The 16321-nt window shown below is 73.7% G+C and carries 20 protein-coding genes and 1 tRNA gene; 15 read left to right on the forward strand and 6 right to left on the reverse strand.

Annotated features, from left to right (window positions below; genetic code table 11):
* Positions 1-43 precede the first annotated feature (43 nt).
* The 5 genes from BLASA_RS05300 to BLASA_RS05320 all read left to right on the forward strand — a co-directional run bounded on the left by BLASA_RS05300 (position 44) and on the right by BLASA_RS05320 (position 4263).
* The gene (locus tag BLASA_RS05300; protein ID WP_014375009.1) at positions 44-994 is read left to right on the forward strand and encodes a PLP-dependent cysteine synthase family protein; all 951 of its coding nucleotides are present in this window, start codon (positions 44-46) and stop codon (positions 992-994) included.
* Between the two features lie 39 nt (positions 995-1033).
* Positions 1034-1861, forward strand: a complete 828-nt coding sequence (gene murI / locus BLASA_RS05305; protein ID WP_014375010.1) for a glutamate racemase — start codon at positions 1034-1036, stop codon at positions 1859-1861.
* On the forward strand, positions 1858-2601 hold the full coding sequence (locus BLASA_RS05310) for an MBL fold metallo-hydrolase (RefSeq protein ID WP_014375011.1): 744 nt from the start codon (positions 1858-1860) through the stop codon (positions 2599-2601). Before murI ends, BLASA_RS05310 begins: the two co-directional genes overlap by 4 nt.
* Positions 2602-2717: 116 nt before the next feature.
* Positions 2718-3662 carry a DNA polymerase domain-containing protein gene (locus tag BLASA_RS05315; RefSeq protein WP_014375012.1) on the forward strand — a complete coding sequence of 315 codons (945 nt, stop codon included), beginning with the start codon at positions 2718-2720 and terminating at the stop codon, positions 3660-3662.
* Positions 3663-3777: 115 nt separating this feature from the next.
* The gene (locus tag BLASA_RS05320; protein WP_014375013.1) at positions 3778-4263 is read left to right on the forward strand and encodes a DUF4262 domain-containing protein; all 486 of its coding nucleotides are present in this window, start codon (positions 3778-3780) and stop codon (positions 4261-4263) included.
* Positions 4264-4266: 3 nt separating this feature from the next.
* Here BLASA_RS05320 and bcp read toward each other — a convergent pair whose 3' ends face one another.
* The gene (bcp, locus tag BLASA_RS05325; protein WP_014375014.1) at positions 4267-4755 is read right to left on the reverse strand and encodes a thioredoxin-dependent thiol peroxidase; all 489 of its coding nucleotides are present in this window, start codon (positions 4753-4755) and stop codon (positions 4267-4269) included.
* A 51-nt stretch (positions 4756-4806) separates the two neighbouring features.
* On the reverse strand, positions 4807-5211 hold the full coding sequence (locus tag BLASA_RS05330) for a YjbQ family protein (protein ID WP_014375015.1): 405 nt from the start codon (positions 5209-5211) through the stop codon (positions 4807-4809).
* Between the two features lie 74 nt (positions 5212-5285).
* On the opposite strand from BLASA_RS05330, the gene rph reads away from it, so the two are divergent.
* Entirely contained in the window at positions 5286-6041 is a 756-nt protein-coding gene (gene rph, locus BLASA_RS05335) for a ribonuclease PH (RefSeq protein WP_014375016.1), read from the forward strand.
* 85 nt (positions 6042-6126) lie between these two features.
* Positions 6127-6738: an RdgB/HAM1 family non-canonical purine NTP pyrophosphatase gene (gene rdgB / locus BLASA_RS05340; protein ID WP_014375017.1), complete on the forward strand. Its 612-nt coding sequence runs from the start codon at positions 6127-6129 to the stop codon at positions 6736-6738.
* 23 nt (positions 6739-6761) lie between these two features.
* Here the strand turns inward: rdgB and BLASA_RS05345 are convergent, their stop codons facing one another.
* Positions 6762-6992: a hypothetical protein gene (locus BLASA_RS05345; protein WP_014375018.1), complete on the reverse strand. Its 231-nt coding sequence runs from the start codon at positions 6990-6992 to the stop codon at positions 6762-6764.
* 183 nt (positions 6993-7175) lie between these two features.
* Here BLASA_RS05345 and BLASA_RS05350 point away from each other — a divergent pair, with 183 nt between their 5' ends.
* Positions 7176-8096 (forward strand): DUF6910 family protein, encoded by a 921-nt coding sequence (locus BLASA_RS05350; protein ID WP_041775623.1) that lies wholly within the window; start codon positions 7176-7178, stop codon positions 8094-8096.
* A gap of 126 nt (positions 8097-8222) precedes the next feature.
* Complete coding sequence (locus tag BLASA_RS05355; RefSeq protein WP_014375020.1) at positions 8223-8741, forward strand: hypothetical protein; 519 nt, start codon at positions 8223-8225, stop codon at positions 8739-8741.
* Between the two features lie 61 nt (positions 8742-8802).
* Here the strand turns inward: BLASA_RS05355 and BLASA_RS05360 are convergent.
* Positions 8803-8883: transfer RNA gene (locus BLASA_RS05360), tRNA-Leu, on the reverse strand.
* An 89-nt stretch (positions 8884-8972) separates the two neighbouring features.
* Between BLASA_RS05360 and BLASA_RS05365 the strand changes: the two genes are divergently transcribed.
* Entirely contained in the window at positions 8973-9257 is a 285-nt protein-coding gene (locus BLASA_RS05365) for a DUF3618 domain-containing protein (RefSeq protein ID WP_014375021.1), read from the forward strand.
* Positions 9258-9339: 82 nt separating this feature from the next.
* Here BLASA_RS05365 and BLASA_RS05370 read toward each other — a convergent pair whose 3' ends face one another.
* Positions 9340-9960 carry a TetR/AcrR family transcriptional regulator gene (locus BLASA_RS05370; protein WP_014375022.1) on the reverse strand — a complete coding sequence of 207 codons (621 nt, stop codon included), beginning with the start codon at positions 9958-9960 and terminating at the stop codon, positions 9340-9342.
* 124 nt (positions 9961-10084) lie between these two features.
* Between BLASA_RS05370 and BLASA_RS05375 the strand changes: the two genes are divergently transcribed.
* Complete coding sequence (locus BLASA_RS05375) at positions 10085-11197, forward strand: EAL domain-containing protein (protein ID WP_014375023.1); 1113 nt, start codon at positions 10085-10087, stop codon at positions 11195-11197.
* A 99-nt stretch (positions 11198-11296) separates the two neighbouring features.
* Here BLASA_RS05375 and BLASA_RS05380 read toward each other — a convergent pair whose 3' ends face one another.
* Positions 11297-11878 (reverse strand): histidine phosphatase family protein, encoded by a 582-nt coding sequence (locus tag BLASA_RS05380; RefSeq protein WP_014375024.1) that lies wholly within the window; start codon positions 11876-11878, stop codon positions 11297-11299.
* Between BLASA_RS05380 and BLASA_RS05385 the strand changes: the two genes are divergently transcribed.
* The 4 genes from BLASA_RS05385 to BLASA_RS05400 all read left to right on the forward strand — a co-directional run bounded on the left by BLASA_RS05385 (position 11877) and on the right by BLASA_RS05400 (position 16320).
* On the forward strand, positions 11877-12791 hold the full coding sequence (locus tag BLASA_RS05385; protein WP_231839553.1) for an aldo/keto reductase: 915 nt from the start codon (positions 11877-11879) through the stop codon (positions 12789-12791). The two genes, BLASA_RS05380 and BLASA_RS05385, sit on opposite strands and share 2 nt — an antisense overlap.
* 136 nt (positions 12792-12927) lie before the next feature.
* Complete coding sequence (locus tag BLASA_RS05390; RefSeq protein ID WP_014375026.1) at positions 12928-14082, forward strand: acyl-CoA dehydrogenase family protein; 1155 nt, start codon at positions 12928-12930, stop codon at positions 14080-14082.
* On the forward strand, positions 14075-14758 hold the full coding sequence (locus tag BLASA_RS05395; RefSeq protein WP_014375027.1) for a PaaI family thioesterase: 684 nt from the start codon (positions 14075-14077) through the stop codon (positions 14756-14758). The genes BLASA_RS05390 and BLASA_RS05395 overlap by 8 nt, the downstream gene beginning before the upstream one ends.
* Positions 14759-14835: 77 nt before the next feature.
* Positions 14836-16320: an ATP-binding protein gene (locus tag BLASA_RS05400; RefSeq protein ID WP_166486479.1), complete on the forward strand. Its 1485-nt coding sequence runs from the start codon at positions 14836-14838 to the stop codon at positions 16318-16320.
* Position 16321 lies beyond the last annotated feature (1 nt).

The following is a 16321-nucleotide window of genomic DNA, read 5'->3' on the forward strand; positions in this document are numbered from 1 at the left end:
GCCGCGCGCACCGTCCCGTCCCCCGTATCCCGGAAGAGTTCTCATGGCCCGCTTCGCCTCCCTCGTCGACTCGCTCGGCGGCACTCCGCTCGTGGGGCTGCCGAACCTGTCGCCGACCTCTGACGTGCGCCTGTGGGCCAAGCTCGAGGACCACAACCCCACCGGGTCGATCAAGGACCGCGCGGCGATCAGGATGATCGAGGCGGCCGAGAAGGCGGGGCTGCTGCAGCCCGGCTCGACCATCCTCGAGCCGACCAGCGGCAACACCGGCATCTCGCTGGCCATGGTCGCCCGGCAGCGCGGCTACAAGCTGATCTGCGTCATGCCGGAGAACACCTCGGTGGAGCGCCGGCAGCTCCTGGAGATGTACGGGGCGCGGATCATCGGCTCGCCGGCGGCCGGCGGCTCCAACCAGGCCGTCGCCATGGCCAAGGAGCTGGCCGCCGAGCACGACGACTGGGTGATGCTCTACCAGTACGGCAACCCGGCCAATGCGCTCGCCCACTACGAGGGCACCGGGCCGGAGATCGTGGCCGACCTGCCGTCGATCACCCACTTCGTGGCCGGCCTGGGCACGACGGGCACGCTGATGGGCGTGTCGCGGTACCTGCGCGAGCACAAGCCGGGCGTGCAGGTCATCGCCGCCGAGCCGCGCTACGGCGAGCTCGTCTACGGCCTGCGCAACATCGACGAGGGCTTCATCCCCGAGCTCTACGACGCCTCGCTGCTGGACTCGCGGTTCTCGGTGGGCCCGGAGGACGCGATCCACCGCACCCGCCAGCTGGTCGAGCGCGAGGGCATCTTCGCCGGCATCTCGACCGGCGCCATCCTGCACGCGGCCCTCGGCATCGCGGACAAGGAAGTCGCCGCCGGTCGCAAGGCCGACATCGTGTTCATCGTGTGCGACGGCGGCTGGAAGTACCTCTCCACCGGTGCCTACGCCGGCACGCTGGAGGAGGCGACGTCCGCTCTCGAGGGTCAACTCTGGGCCTGAGGGGGTTCGTCGGAGCGGCCGGTTAGCCTGGCGCGCGACATGGGGACGACGCGGCCGGGTGCGGATGCACCGATCGGCATCTTCGACTCGGGCGTCGGTGGGCTCACCGTCGCCCGCGCAGTGCTGGACCAGTTGCCCGGCGAGGCGGTCCGCTACATCGGCGACACGGCGAACGGCCCCTACGGCCCGTTGCCGATCGCCGAGGTGCGCCGGCACTCCCTCGCGGTGATGGACGAGCTGGTGGACAGCGGCGTGAAGATGCTCGTGGTCGCCTGCAACTCGGCCAGCGCCGCCTCCCTGCGCGACGCCCGGGAGCGGTACGACGTGCCGGTGGTGGAGGTCGTGCTGCCCGCCGCGCGCCGGGCCATCGCCGCCACCCGCAACGGCCGGATCGGCGTCATCGGCACCCAGGCCACCGTCACCAGCGGCGCCTACGACGACGCGTTCGCCGCCGCGCCGCAGGTGTCGGTCACCTCGGCGGCCTGCCCGAGCTTCGTCGACTTCGTGGAGCGGGGGGTCACCAGCGGCCGGCAGCTGCTGGGCCTGGCGCAGTCCTACCTCGACCCGTTGCTGGTGGCCGGGGTGGACACCGTCGTCCTCGGGTGCACCCACTACCCGCTGCTCACCGGCGTGCTCTCGGTGGTGCTCGGCGACGACGTCACGCTGGTCTCCAGCGCCGAGGAGACGGCGAAGGACGTGTACCGGGTGCTCACCCGCGCCGACCTGCTGCGCGATCCCGGCTCCACGCCGCCGGAGCACGTATTCCTGGCCACGGGCGACCCCGAGCCCTTCGCCCGGCTGGGGCGCCGGTTCCTCGGCCCGGAGGTCGGCGCGGTGCTGTCCGCCGGAACGGTGGACGCCACGTGAAGCTGACCGTCATCGGGTGCTGCGGCAGCGGCCCGGGCCCTGAGTCGCCGGCCTCCTGCTACCTCGTCGAGCACGACGGCTTCCGGCTGGTGCTGGATCTCGGCAACGGCTCGTTCGGAGCGTTGCAGGGGCTCATCGACCCGGGGTCGGTGGATGCGGTGTTCCTCTCGCACCTGCACGCCGACCACTGCCTCGACGTCGCCCCGTTCGTGGTCTGGCACCGCTACTCCGGCCGGGCACGCGGGCCCCTGGTGCCGCTGTACGCGCCGGTCGGCGCCGAGCGCCGCCTGGCGCTGGCCTACGACCTGGACGGCGACGGCCTCACCGACGTCTTCGACTTCGTCCCGGTGGGCCCGGGCGCGTTCCGCCTGGGGACGTTCGACGTCGAGCTGGCGCGGACCGCGCACCCGGTCGAGACCTACGCCATCCGGCTCACCGCCGGCGGCCGCTCGCTGGTCTACACCGGCGACACCGGCCCGTCCGACCGGGTGATCGAGCTCGCCCGCGGCGCCGACGTCCTGCTGGCCGAGGCGGCGCACCCCGACAACGTGCCCGACCAGCCGCCGGCGCTGCACCTCACCGGTCGGCAGGCCGGCCAGCACGCCGCCGCGGCGGGCGTCGCGCGCCTGCTGCTCACCCACGTGCCGGCCTGGGTGGACCACATCGGTCAGTTGTTCGCCGCCAGCTCGGTGTTCTCCGAGACCGAACTCGTGCGCCCGGGCGGGGTCTACGAGATCTGAGGGAGGACCCTCCTGCTCCCCACCACTCGCAGGCTCGCGGCGGGACCCTGCAACAGGGCCGCCAACCGGGCGACGTGCGGTTGCCCGGGTGACCTCGTGCGGGCAGCGTGACCGGCGTGGCGGATGACGAACGCGACGGCGTCACGCTGAGCAGCCTCGACTCGCCGCTGGGCGACGGCCTCGGCGTGACGAAGAGACAGCTCGTCGACCACCTGGACGCGGTCGCCGACCGGCTGGTGCCGCTGCTGGCCGGCCGGCCGCTGTCGGTGCTGCGGGTGCGCCCCGGTCAGCCCCCGTTCATGCAGCGCAACGTCAGCAAGGGCGCGCCGGACTGGGTGCGCACGGTGGCGGTCTGGGCCGAGTCGGCGCATCGCGAGGTGCACCAGGTGCTCTGCGACGACCGCCGGACGCTGCTGTGGCTGGCCAACCAGCGTGCGGTCGAGTTCCACGTGCCGTTCCTGCCGGCCGGCTCCCGGGAGCCCACCGGCCTGGTGCTCGACCTGGACCCGCCGGACGGCGCCGACTTCTCCGCCGTGGTGGCCACGGCCCGGCTCGCCCGGCAGGCGCTGGAGGACCCCGGGCTGGCGGGCGCGGTGAAGACGAGTGGCTCCTCGGGCCTGCACGTCGTGGTGCCCGTCCACGGGTCACCGGTGGAGGACGTCGCGGCCGCCACCCGGGCACTGGCGCACCGGACGGCGCGGCTCGACCCCGCGATCGCGACGACGGCGTTTCTCAAGGAGGAGCGGCACGGCCGGGTCTTCGTGGACTCCACGCGGTCGGGGACGGGCACGGTCGTCGCCGCCTACAGCCCCCGGGTGCGCCCGGAGCTGCCGGTGTCGGCGCCGGTGGACTGGGCCGACCTGGACACGGTCCGGCCGGGCGACGTCACCGTCGCCTCCGGAGCCGAACGGCTGGGCGACTGGTCGGCGCTGCTGCCGGAGCCGCAGCGCCTGCCCGCCGAGCTGGTGGCGGAGGGGCACACGATCCCGGTCGCCCGGGTGGCCGCCATGCACGAGGGCAAGCGGCGGGCACGGGAGCGCCGCGCCGCCGACGACGGCTGACGGCGTCCCCGCCCGAGCATGCCGTCGAGCGGCCGCCGTCCACAGGTCACCCGCTCATCCACATGAGCAGACAGCCGCCCGCCGACTGTCGGTGCCCGGTCGCAGGCTGACCGGCATGACGACCGATCCGCAGACCCTCGCCTGGCTCGACCAGGAGGACAGCCGGCTGGCGCAGACCATCCGGGCCTACCGCGTCGCCGTGCAGTACGTGATGCGCGGCGAGGAGTCCGACGAACCACCGTTCGGCTACACCGTCGGCCTGTTCGGGGTCGGCCATCCCGAACTCGTCGTGGTGGGGGTCGGGCACGAGACCGCCTGCAGGATGCTCAACACGGTGGCCGACCTGGTCCTCGACGGGCGCGACCTGTTGCCCGGGGAGGTGATCGGGCAGGAGGACGGCGAGCGGATGCTCACCGTGGAGGTGCTGCCCAACCCGGCCGAGGTGCTGTTCTCGGCCAACCGCTTCTACCAGCGCCCCGACGAGTTCTCCGTGCCCGCGTACCAGCTCACCTGGGCCCACGCCGGCGGCGTCTTCCCGTGGGACCGGGGCTATCCCTGCCCGCCCGAGTGCCAGCCCCGGCCGGGGACCTGGCGGGCGTGAGGCTCAGTCCAGGCCGAGGTCGCGGCGCAGCTTGGCGACGTGTCCGGTGGCCTTGACGTTGTAAGAGGCCCGCTCGATCCGCCCCTCGGCGTCGATCACGAACGTCGAGCGGATCACCCCCACGACCTCCTTGCCGTACAGCTTCTTCGGGCCGTAGGCGCCGTAGGCCTGCATCACCTGCTTGTCGGGGTCGGACACCAGCGTGATCCGCAGGCCCTCCTCGTCCCGGAACTTCGCCAGCTTCTCCACCGGGTCGGGGGAGACCCCGACGATGTCGAGCCCGGCGTCGGCGAGGTCGCCGGCCGCGGCGGTGAAGTCGACCGCCTGGGTGGTGCAGCCGGGGGTGAGCGCGGCGGGGTAGCAGTAGACGATCACCCGCCGGCCCCGGAAGCCGGCCAGCGCGACCGGGTTGCCGTCGGCGTCGGACAGCGTGAACTCCGGCGCCTGGTCGCCGGCGGCCAGGCGAACGGGAGCGACGTCGGTCTCGGTCATGCCCTGATCCTGCCGTGTCGTCCTGTCCCGGTCACGCGCGGGCGGCGCGGGTCATCCGGTGAGGAAGGAGAACCGCACCTGCCGCTGGTGGTTGTCGGTGTTGGTGTCGACCAGGCAGATCCGCTGCCAGGTGCCCAGCATCAGCCGGCCCTCGAGCACCGGCACGCTGGCGTGCGGCGGCACGACGGCGGGCAGCACGTGGTCACGCCCGTGCCCGGGGCTGCCGTGGCGGTGCCGCCACCGGTCGTCCCGGGGGAGCAGCTCGTCGAGCTGGGCGAGCAGGTCGTCGTCGCTGCCCGACCCGGTCTCCAGGATCGCCAGGCCCGCGGTGGCGTGCGGCACGAACACGTGCAGCAGGCCGTCGGCCTCCGGCTGCACGAACTCGGCGCATTCGTCGGTCACGTCGACGACGACGGGGACACCGCCGGTCCGGACGGCGCGCAGTTCCGATCTCATGGCGCCGATCCTCGCCGTCCGTGGCGATCTCCGCCGCGCGGACCTCCGGTCGGCGCGCACTACTGTCGGCACTCGTGACCCAGCCTCGTACCACTCCCCGTGCCGATGGGCGTGCAGCCGACCAGCTCCGGCCCGTGACGATCACCCGCAACTGGCTCGACCACGCCGAGGGCTCGGTGCTCGTGGAATTCGGCCGCACCCGGGTGCTCTGCGCCGCAAGCGTCACCGAAGGCGTGCCCCGGTGGCGCAAGGGCTCGGGCCTGGGCTGGGTCACCGCCGAGTACTCGATGCTGCCGCGGGCCACGCACACCCGCAGCGACCGCGAGTCGGTCAAGGGCCGGATCGGCGGCCGCACTCACGAGATCAGCCGGCTGATCGGGCGGTCGCTGCGTGCCTCGGTCGATCTCGGCGCGCTGGGAGAGAACAGCATCGCGATCGACTGCGACGTCCTGCAGGCCGACGGCGGCACCCGGACCGCGGCCATCACCGGCGCCTACGTGGCGCTGGCCGACGCGGTCTCGTGGCTGGGCGAGCGCAAGAAGCTGGCCAGGCCGACCGCGATCGTCCAGTCGGTGGCGGCGGTGAGCGTCGGCGTCATCGACGGTGAGCCGCGGCTCGACCTCCCGTACGAGGAGGACGTGCGGGCCGGTACCGACATGAACGTCGTCTGCACCGGCGACGGCGGGTTCGTCGAGGTGCAGGGCACCGCGGAAGGCGCGGTCTTCGACCGGCCGACGCTGGACGCACTCCTCGACCTCGCGGTCGCCGGCTGTGCGGAGCTGACCCGGCTGCAGGCCGAGGCGCTGGCCCGGGAGCCCGGCGCCCGATGAGCGGACCGAAGCTCTCTCGTTCCCCTGCGCACCTCCGGGGTGTGACCGGTGCCTGCGGCGCCGTCCTCACCCCTGCGGAGCAGGATTGAGCACCCGACTGCTGCTGGCCACCCGCAACGCCGGCAAGCTGGCCGAGCTGCAGCGGCTGCTGGAGAGCGCGGTGCCGGGTGTGGCGGTCGTGGGTCTGCGGGACGTCGAGGAGTACCCGGAGGCTCCCGAGACCGGTGCGACCTTCGCGGAGAACGCGCTGCTGAAGGCGCGGGAGGCCGTGCGGTACACCGGCTTCCCCGCGGTGGCGGACGACTCCGGGATCACCGTCGATGCGCTGAAGGGCATGCCGGGGGTGCTGTCGGCGCGCTGGTCGGGCCGGCACGGCGACGACGACGCCAACACCGCGCTTCTGCTGGGGCAGCTCGCGGACGTCCCCGACGAGCGGCGGGGCGCGGCGTTCGTGTGCGCCGCCGCGCTGGTCACCCCGGACGGCACCGAACGGGTGCTGGAGCGGGAGTGGCGGGGAACGGTGATCCGCGAGAAGCGGGGCAGCAACGGCTTCGGCTACGACCCGGTGTTCGTGCCGGCCGGGCTCCAGCAGACCTCCGCGGAGCTCTCGCCGGCGGACAAGGACGCCCGCAGCCACCGGGGTCAGGCCTTCGCCGCGCTGGTGCCCGTCCTCGCCGAGGTGCTGGGCAATCGCTGACCGACGGGAAGCCGGGCGCCGGATCAGTCCCCGCGGAAGCTGAACCCCAGCCAGGCCAGCGAGTCCTCCTCCTCCGGCTCGGCGTGCCGTCCGTGGCGGACCAGCTGCTCCTCGCCGGCCACCCGCTCCACGGGGCCGAACTCCGGCGCCCGGTGCCGGCCGCGGGCAGGGGCGGCGGCGGGGGAGTGGACGACGGCGGCGCGCACCATGGCGGCGGGCAGCCAGGTGGTGGTGGGGGTGGCGCTGGAGGTCATGCCGGGCTGATCGGCTCGGCCGGCGTCCCGCTCGAGGCGCGGACGAGCGGAGCCGCCCCAGCGGGTGACTCGAGCGTCCCGGTCCGTCGGCTGCGCTGGCGACCGCCCACCTGCTCGTCGTGGTCCTCTGGACCCGACCCCTACCGGCGCGTGAGCCGCCGCGGACGAGGGCACTGACCCGCGATGCGAGTTCACGTGGACGCCGCCCGGCCGCTGCGCTTCGACGACGGGACGCCGGTCACCGCCGCCTCCGGTGTGGTGCCGCTGGGCGACGGCTGGCTCGTGGTGCAGGACGACTCGACGATCGCCGCCTGGCGGCGCCCTGACGGGGTGACCGCGCTGCGGATGCTGCCGTCCGTCGACGGGCTCGACACGTTCCGCGCCGCCGAGGGCACCAAGCACCTCAAGCCCGACCTCGAGGCCGCCTGCCCGGCCGAGGTGGACGGCGGACCGGCCGCACTGCTGCTCGGGTCCGGATCCTCACCGCGGCGCATGCGTGGCGTGCTGGTGCGCCTGGATGACGGGGAGCCCGTCGTGCACGCGGCCGAGCTGGGGCCGCTCTACGAGCGGGTGGCCGATCGGCTCGGGCTGCCGATGGACCACGTCAACCTGGAGGGCGCGAGCCGCCACGGTGACGTCGTCCGGTGGTTCAACCGGGGCAACCTGACGGCCGGCGTCCGGTCCGCGAGCGTCGACGTGCTGCTGGAGGGCCTGGTCGACGCGGTGCTCGGTCGCGCAGGAGCATCCGAGGTGGCGGTCGAGCAGCCCCGCGAGTACCGGATCGGCCAGGTGGAGGGCGTGGGTCTGGCCGTGACCGACGCCATCGCGCTGCCCGACGGGCGGGTGCTGCTCAGCGCGGCGGCGGAGGACACCCCGAACGCCGTCGACGACGGCCCGGTGGTGGCGACCGCCATCGCCCTGGTCGACGGCGACACCGTGCTGGCGGTCGCGCCGATCCCCGAGGTGGACGGGCACGTGCACAAGGTGGAGGGGCTGGCGCTGCGCGGGGTCAGCGACGACGTCGTGCACCTCCTCGCCGTCGTCGACGACGACGACCCGGAGAGCCCCTCGGCCGAGCTCGAGCTGCGGGTCGAGCTGGGCTGACCGCCGGGGTTCCCGGCTTCGCCGCCGACGGGACCGTGAGGGACAGGTCGGGATCACCCGGCTGCGCTGACGTGGCGCGTGCGCGCGCTACGTTCTCCGCCATCTGCGACGGAAGAGGGCGGTGCAGTGAGCGGTCCGGGACACCAGCAGGGGCAGCCGCCCTGGGGTCCACCGCCCCCGGGGTACGGCCCACCGCCCTCGTACGCGCCGCCACCGCCCTGGTCGCCGCCGCCCCGCCGGCGGCGTTCCCGGTGGCTGACCATCGGCCTGCCGGTCGGTGGTGTCCTGTTCCTGGCCGGGCTCGTCGCGCTGGTGGTGGTGGCCGTGAACGGGTTCACCAGCAGTCTCCGGCCGGCGCAGGAGGCCGCCGAGGCGTACGCCACCGCGCTGGTGGACGGGCGGTGGGACGAGGCGCACGGCATGTTGTGCCGGCGCAGCGCGGCCGACCTGACCGCCGACGACCTCGCCGTGCTGTTCGGCGACCCGCCCCTGGCCGGCTTCAGCATCGACGGGATCGACGTCGCCTGGTCCAACGGGGAGTCGAGCGGCGACGTGACCATCACCTTCGAGACCGAGGGTGGGCTGCAGAGCCGGACGGTGCTGGGACTGGTCGAGGAGGGCGAGGGCTGGCGGCCCTGTCCTTGAGGCATCGCCGTCGACCGGCGTCAGGCCGGCCTGTCCGGCGGTCGCCGGGAACCGGTGCGCGTGCGGGAGGCGGGAGTCGAACCCGCACGCCCGAAGGCACCAGATCCTAAGTCTGGCGTGGCTGCCGTTACACCACTCCCGCGTGGAGCAGGAGTCTAGGGAGTAGCCCACCCGGGTGCTCCTGGGCACCGTCGGCGCGCTCACCTGGAGCCCGTCTGGCAGGCTGTCGCCGTGCCCCGCGACCCACGACAGATCCAGCTCGAGATCGACTCCGCCCGGGAGTCGCTGGCCGCCACCCTGGACCAGCTCGCGTACCGCAGCAGCCCGACGCGCTTGAAGGCGCAGGGCAAGGACGCGGTGCAGCGCTTCCTCCAGACGCCGGCGGGTCAGGCCACCATCGGTGCCGTAGGCCTCCTGGTCACCCTCGTCGTGGTGCAGAAGGTGCGGCACCGCAAGGCGCCGAAGACCCGGAACCGCGAGGTCGTCGTGGAGAAGGTCCAGTACCACAGGCGCTGACCCGCCCTACGCGCGAACGACGAGACCGGCCCGTCCCCACAGGGGGCGGGCCGGTCTCGTCGGTGTCCGGACGGTCAGCCGGTCAGGCGCTGACCCGGTTGCGCGCCAGCGGCAGGACGACGGTGTCGAGCACCTCGTCGGCGTAGGCGTCGTCGACCGGGTGACCGGTGAGCAGCCAGCGCTGCACGATCAGCGCGCTGATGGTCTCCGCGGCGACCGAGGTGGCGAACGACGGGTCGATCTCGCCGCGGGCCTCGGCGTTCTGCCACACCTGCTCGAACGTCTGGTTCCACACCGTCAGCGGGCCGGTGCGGAAGGCCTCGGCCAGGGCCGGCTGCCGTGGCATGGTGGAGAGCAGGGACAAGGTCGCCGCCCCGGTGGGCCCGTTCACCACGCCGACGAACGTGTGCATGATCTCCCGCAGGTCTCCTTCGAGGGAGCCGGTGTCAGGCGTGCGCACCTCCGCCCGGTTGAGGTCGGCGATGGTGTCGACGACCAGGTCCTGCTTGGTGCGCCACCGGCGGTAGATGGTCGCCTTGCCCACGCCGGCCTCCGCCGCCACCGCGTCCATCGTCAGTGCGCCGTAGCCCACGTCGGCGAGGAGCCGGAGGATGGCGGCGCGGATGACGCCGTCCCGACTGGGGTCGCGAGGCCGGCCGCCCCGGCTGACGCGGGCGACTTCGGCGGTAGAGGGAGCGGCCATGGCGAAACCTTAGACAGTGATCGTGTGAACTTCCTGAGCGTCCCCTGCGAGTACCCCGGAAGTGGGTTCCGATACGGCCGCGCGCCTGTCACCCGACCGGGCGCCGGTGAGTCACCCTGGATCGGTGGGAACCATCTGCGGCGGTGTCTGTGGATGCCGTCAGAACTGGGAGCTGCCCGGGCGCGCCACCCGTGCCCTGCTGGCCACCTCCATCGGGCACGTCCTTCCCCACGTCGCCCGCACCGCCAAGGCCCTGGGCCTCACCGTCTACTCCTCCCCGCAGCTGGTCGACGTCGTCGACGACCGGGGCGGCACGGGTCTGGAGCGGCTGTTCCAGCGGCTGGCCCGGGAGCTGACGGCCGCGGAGACCGAGGCGGTGCGGGTGGCCACCGACCCGCCCGACGACGGCGCCGCGCTCACCGCCCGGCTGCTCACCGCACCGACCCTCGCCGTCGAGCTCGCCCGGCGCGGCGTCACCGTCGAGGTGGGCGTGCTGGCCGAGGCCGAGTTCTGGTCGGTCTACCAGCCGATCGTCTCCCTGGCCGACCGCTCCGTCATCGCCCACGAGGCGCTGCTGCGGGGGCTGGTCGACGGCCGGGAGGTCGGCGGTGGGGACCTGTTCTTCGTCGCCGAGTCCGCCGGCTGGCTGCACCGCCTGGACCGCATCGGCCGGGAGTCGGCCATCGCCGGCGCGATGCCGTGGCTGGGCGGTGACGACCTGTTCGTGAACTTCAACCCGACCTCGATCTACCGCCCCCAGGTCTGCCTGGCCAGCACCGAGCGCGTCGCCCACGAGGTCGGCATCGACCCGCACCAGCTGGTCTTCGAGGTGGTGGAGTCGCACGCCATCGCCGACCGTGGGCACCTGGTCTCGATCCTCGAGCACTACCGGTCGCTGGGCTGGCGGGTGGCGTTGGACGACGTCGGCGCCGGGTGGTCGAGCCTGTCGCTGTTGGCCGCCGTCCGGCCCGAGGTGGTCAAGCTGGACAAGGGCCTGGTGCAGGAGCTGCCCGACGACGGCGCCCGGACGGTGCTGAAGGCCGTCACCGACCTGGCCCACCAGCTCGGCGCCGTCGTCGTCGCCGAAGGGATCGAGACCGAGCAGCTGGCCGAGGAGGTGACCGCGCTGGGTGCGGACATGGGGCAGGGCTGGCTGTTCGGCCGCCCGGTGCGCCCGGACCCGCCGGTCGAGGAGCCCGAGGGTCGCTGGCAGCCGGTCAGTCCGCACCGGGCCTGACTCCGGCCCCGAGCCGTCGAAGTCCGCCGTCCTCACCTGCGGGTCGCCGTCCTCGCGCTCCAGCACGAGGACGGCGACCCGCAGGTGAGGTCTGCGAGATCAGTCGAGGGCCCACCCGGTGAGCACCGGCCGGCCGTGCTCGTGGCCCAGGACGCCGTACCGCCCGGCCGGCAGCGCGAAGAGGGCGCCGGCCTCGGGTGCCAGCCCCAGCCAGCGGGCGGTGAGCACCCGGAGGACGTGCCCGTGGGCCACCAGCGCCACGTCGCCGTCGGCCAGCCGGGCGCGCGCCCGGACCAGCACCCGGTCCACCCGCCGGCCGACCTCGGCGAGGGTCTCGCCCGGGGAGTTCCCCGGGACGGTCCCGTTCCGCCAGACCGACCACTCCCGGCCGAGCTCGGCGCTGATCTCCACCGTCGTCCGGCCCTCGTAGCCGCCGTAGTCGATCTCGGCCAGGTCGTCGTCCACCGCCGTCTCCCGCAAGCCGGCCAGCTCGGCGGTCCGGCGGGCACGGCGCCGCGGGCTGACGCGGACCTCGGCGAAGCGACGTCCGGCCAGGGCCCGGCGCACCCCCTGCGCCTGGTGCTCGCCCTCGGGGAGGAGCGGCAGGTCGGTGATGCCGGTGTGCCGCCCGTCCCGGCTCCACTCCGTCTGCCCGTGCCGCAGCACCACGATCTCGCCCATGCCGCCATCGAACACGCTGCCGGGAACACGGGCCCGGCTTTCCGTGCTGGGCCGGGACATGACCACCGCGCAGAGCACTGAGATCTTCTCCATCGGCGGCGACCTGCCGGTCCACCGGCTGGGCTACGGCGCGATGCAGCTGCCCGGCCAGGGTGTGTGGGGCGAGCCGGCCGACCGGGACGGCGCCCTGCGGGTCGTCCGCGCGGCCGTCGAGCAGGGCGTCGACTTCATCGACACCGCCGACTCCTACGGCCCGTTCGTCAGCGAGCAGATCATCGCCGAGGCGCTGCACCCGTACCCGGAGAACCTGGTCATCGCGACCAAGGCGGGGCTCACCCGTCAGGGCCCGGGCATCTGGACGCCCGTCGGCCGGCCGGCCTACCTCAAGCAGCAGGCGGAGCTCTCGCTGCGGCACCTGAAGGTGGACCGGATCGACCTGATGCAGCTGCACCGCATCGACGCCGACGTCCCGCTGGCCGACCAGCTCGGCGCTTTCAAGGAGCTGCAGGACGAGGGCAAGATCCGGCACATCGGCGTCTCCGAGGTGTCGGTGGCGGAGCTGGCGGCCGCACGGGAGATCGTGGAGATCGTCAGTGTGCAGAACCTCTACAACCTGACGACCCGGCAGAGCCAGGACGTGCTGGACTACGCCACCGCCGAGGGCATCGCCTTCATCCCGTGGTTCCCGATCGCCACCGGCGAGCTCGCCGCCCCCGACAGCCCGGTCGCCGACATCGCGCGCGAGCTCGGCGCCACCCCGTCCCAGGTGGCGCTGGCCTGGCTGCTGCAGAAGTCGCCGGTCGTCCTGCCGATCCCCGGCACCAAGTCGGTCGACCACCTGACCGAGAACCTCGGCGCGGCGCGGCTGACCCTGTCCGACGAGGACATGGCCCGCCTGGACGCCCTGGCCTGATCCCGCCCGGCGAGGCATAGGAGGCTTTACCTAGGTTCGGCAGCCCCGGGACATAGGTAGAGCCTCCTATGCCGGGTCGGCGGGAGGGCTGGACCCCGCCTCGACGGCCGGCAGAGGTACGCGTCAGCATGTCGGCATGGACGCCGAGGACTTCCGTCAGGTCAAGGACGCCGTTCGTCAGCTGATCCGCGAATCGGTGCTGCCGCGCGAGGAGCAGATCGAGGACGAGGACCGCATCCCCGACGACCTGCGGGCGCAGGCCGCCGAGATGGGCCTGTTCGGCTACGCGCTGCCCGAGGAGCACGGCGGACTCGGCGTCTCGATGACCGAGGACGTGGAGCTGGCGTTCGAGTTCGGCTACACGACGCCGGCCTTCCGTTCGCTGTTCGGCACCAACAACGGCATCTCCGGTCAGGTGATCGCCAAGTTCGGCAGCGAGGAGCAGAAGGAGAAGTACCTGCCGGGCCTGTCGGCCGGGACGCTGATCGGCTCCTTCGCCCTCACCGAGGCCGAGGCCGGCTCGGACCCCGCCGGGCTGCGCACGAACGCCCGCCGCGACGGCGAGGGGTGGGTCATCAACGGCGGCAAGCGGTATATCACGAACGCGCCGATCGCCGACCTGTTCGTCGTCTTCGCCCGCACCGACCCGGAGCAGAAGGGCGGCCGGGGGATCTCCAGCTTCGTCGTCGAGACGACGACGCCGGGCGTCACGGTCGGCCCCAAGGACAAGAAGATGGGCCAGGCCGGCGCCTGGACCAGCGAGGTCTTCTTCGACGACGTGCACGTGCCGGCCGACGCGCTGATCGGCGAGGAGGGCCGGGGCTACGCCAAAGCGCTGACCGTGCTCTCCCGCGGCCGGCTGCACATCGCCGCCCTGTGCGTCGGCATGGCGCAGCGGGTGCTCGACGAGTCGGTCGCCTACGCGGCCACCGCGAAGCAGGGCGGGGCGCCGATCGGCCGCTTCCAGCTGGTGCAGGCCATGCTCGCCGACATGCACGCCGAGCTGCTGGCCGGCCGCAGCCTGGCGCGCGACGTCGCCGCCCGCTACGACTCCGGCGAGGACACCTCGGTCGGCCCGTCGTCGGCCAAGCTCTTCTGCACCGAGATGGTCGGCCGCGCGGTCGACAAGGCGGTGCAGGTGCACGGCGGCATGGGTTACCTGCGGACGACGCCGGTCGAGCGCTTCTACCGCGACGCCCGGCTGTTCCGCCTCTACGAGGGCACCAGCGAGGTGCAGCGGGTCATCATCGGTGGTGCGCTGCTGCGCGAGGCCGGTATGGCGCGTGGCTGAGCGACCGGAGCTCTCCGCCGAGCAGCGGGCGGTCCGCCGGGACGCGGTCGGCGACCTCGGCGCCGCGCTGCGCGATCTGGTCGACGCCGCGGTTCGCACCGAGGTGCCGCTGGAGGAGCTGGCCGACGTCGCCGGGGCCGTGCGGGAGCTGGCCGGCCGGCTGCGCGCCGACGGCCGGGGGCTGCACGACATCGCCTCGGTCGACGACCCCGAGATCGGGGAGCGCTGGTACAGCCCCGTGTACGGCCCCGGGAACCCGGTGGCGCCACCGATGCACGCGAGCAGCACCCCGGAGGGGCGGGCCACCGGGCGCGTGACGCTCGGCAAGACGCACGAGGGCCCGCCCGGCCTGGTGCACGGGGGAGTGGTGGCGACGATGCTCGACCACGTGCTCGCCCGGGCCGTCCGCGCGGCGGGGCGCGGCGGTCTCACCGCCACCCTGACGGTCACCTACCGGCGTCCGGTGCACCTGGGCGTGCCCCTGCTGGCGACGGCCCAGCTCGGCACCACCGAGGGCCGGCGGACCACCGCCACCGCCCGCCTGGTGGCCGAGGACGACCCCGACACCACGCTGGCCGAGGCCGAGGGGCTGTTCGTCGCGCTGCGCCCCGAGCGGGCCGCCGACGTCTTCGCCGCCATGGACCGCCAGGTCGGCGCCTGGACCAGCCGGAGCTGACGCCGGCGGGAGAAAGCAGCGGCGCGGACCTACCGGTTCCGCTACCGTCCGCCTCCTGTCGTCCCAGGAGGTCCTGCGTGCCCCATCGTCGTCGTTACGTGACCTACAGCGGCTCCTACGAGCCGCTCCCGTCCGCTCTCCCGGCTGCGGACGGCGCCCTGCGACCCGAGCTGGCCGACGTCGGCCGGCTGCTGCGCCGTGGGGTCCGTGCGGTGGTGGGCGCGGCGCGGGCGGGGGAGCGGCCGGCGTTGCCGGCGCTGCTGGTCGACCACCTCGGCGGATCCGGCGCCGGGCTCGACGTCGTCGAGGAGACGTGGCCCGGCTACGAGCAGGTCAACGTGCAGGCCGGGCTGGAGGCCTGGCTGGCTGCGCCGGGCCGCTCGGCGCAACTGGTCGGCGTCGTCGGCTACCAGCACGGCCCGTTCGGGCTCGGTGAGCTGCTGAGCGACGACGCGGGTCCCCACCGGCCGTTCGGGCCGCGGCCGGGCAATGCGGCCAGCGTGAACCTGGCCTGCGGCCCGGACGGCGCGGTGCGGCCGTGCGTGCGGTGCGGCCTCTACCTGGTGACCGAGGGGGAGGCGCGCACCGCCGTCCTGCTGCGTGGTGCCGATCCGGAGTACGGCCACCCCCAGGTGTCGGTGCAGGTCGTGAGCAGCACCCCGGGCGGCGCGGCCGATGCGGCGGCCGGCATCCGGGCGGCGGCGGTCGAGCACAACGTGTTCCGCGGTCAGGTGCTCTCCTTCGGCCAGGAGATCTTCGGGCACGGGCAGACCCTGCTCCAGTTCCACCGCCGACCCGAGCTGCAGGCCGACCAGCTGATCCTCGTGCCGGAGACGCTCGCGGAGATCCGTCGCCAGGTCGTCGACGTCGCCCGGCACAAGGCCCGGCTGCTGGCGGCCGGCCAGCACCTCAAGCGCGGGGTGCTGCTGTACGGCCCGCCGGGCGTCGGGAAGACGCACACCGTCCGTTACCTGATGAGCAGCCTGCGCGACACCACGGTCATCCAGCTGACCGGCAACGCCCTGCACCTGATCGCGGAGGCCTGCTCGGTGGCCCGCGCGCTGCAGCCGGCCATGGTGATCGTCGAGGACGTCGACCTCATCGCCGAAGACCGCGGCATGCACCCCGGGCAGCACCCACTGCTGTTCCAGTTGCTCAACGAGATGGACGGGCTCGCCGAGGACGCCGACGTCGTCTTCGTCCTGACCACCAACCGGGCCGACCTGCTCGAGCCGGCGCTGGCTGCGCGACCCGGGCGGGTGGACCAGGCGGTGGCCCTCGACCTGCCCGACGGCGCCGCCCGTCGCGCCCTGTTCGACCTCTACCGGGGGTCGCTGGAGGTGGACACCTCCCGGCTGGACGACGTGCTCGCGCGGTCGGAGGGGGTGACGGCGTCGTTCCTCAAGGAACTGCTGCGCCGGGCGGCCCTGCTGGCGGCCACCCGCACCGCGGCCGGCGACCGGCTGGTGGTGTCGGCCGACGACCTCACCGCCGCGCTCGACGAACTGCTCGACACCCGCAACGCGATGACCCGTACGTTGCTGGGGAGTGCACCGGGCTGAG

The organism is Blastococcus saxobsidens DD2, from assembly GCF_000284015.1.
GTDB lineage: Bacteria > Actinomycetota > Actinomycetes > Mycobacteriales > Geodermatophilaceae > Blastococcus > Blastococcus saxobsidens_A.

Excerpts from the sequence above, each read along its gene's own strand:
- BLASA_RS05320 (WP_014375013.1), top strand. The coding sequence starts at position 3,778 with ATGACGACCGATCCGCAGACCCTCGCCTGGCTCGACCAGGAGGACAGC.
- BLASA_RS05380 (WP_014375024.1), bottom strand. The coding sequence starts at position 11,878 with ATGGGCGAGATCGTGGTGCTGCGGCACGGGCAGACGGAGTGGAGCCGG.
- BLASA_RS05345 (WP_014375018.1), bottom strand. The coding sequence starts at position 6,992 with ATGACCTCCAGCGCCACCCCCACCACCACCTGGCTGCCCGCCGCCATG.
- BLASA_RS05300 (WP_014375009.1), top strand. The coding sequence starts at position 44 with ATGGCCCGCTTCGCCTCCCTCGTCGACTCGCTCGGCGGCACTCCGCTC.
- murI (WP_014375010.1), top strand. The coding sequence starts at position 1,034 with ATGGGGACGACGCGGCCGGGTGCGGATGCACCGATCGGCATCTTCGAC.
- BLASA_RS05350 (WP_041775623.1), top strand. The coding sequence starts at position 7,176 with ATGCGAGTTCACGTGGACGCCGCCCGGCCGCTGCGCTTCGACGACGGG.
- BLASA_RS05370 (WP_014375022.1), bottom strand. The coding sequence starts at position 9,960 with ATGGCCGCTCCCTCTACCGCCGAAGTCGCCCGCGTCAGCCGGGGCGGC.
- bcp (WP_014375014.1), bottom strand. The coding sequence starts at position 4,755 with ATGACCGAGACCGACGTCGCTCCCGTTCGCCTGGCCGCCGGCGACCAG.
- BLASA_RS05385 (WP_231839553.1), top strand. The coding sequence starts at position 11,877 with ATGCCGCCATCGAACACGCTGCCGGGAACACGGGCCCGGCTTTCCGTG.
- BLASA_RS05390 (WP_014375026.1), top strand. The coding sequence starts at position 12,928 with ATGGACGCCGAGGACTTCCGTCAGGTCAAGGACGCCGTTCGTCAGCTG.
- BLASA_RS05330 (WP_014375015.1), bottom strand. The coding sequence starts at position 5,211 with ATGAGATCGGAACTGCGCGCCGTCCGGACCGGCGGTGTCCCCGTCGTC.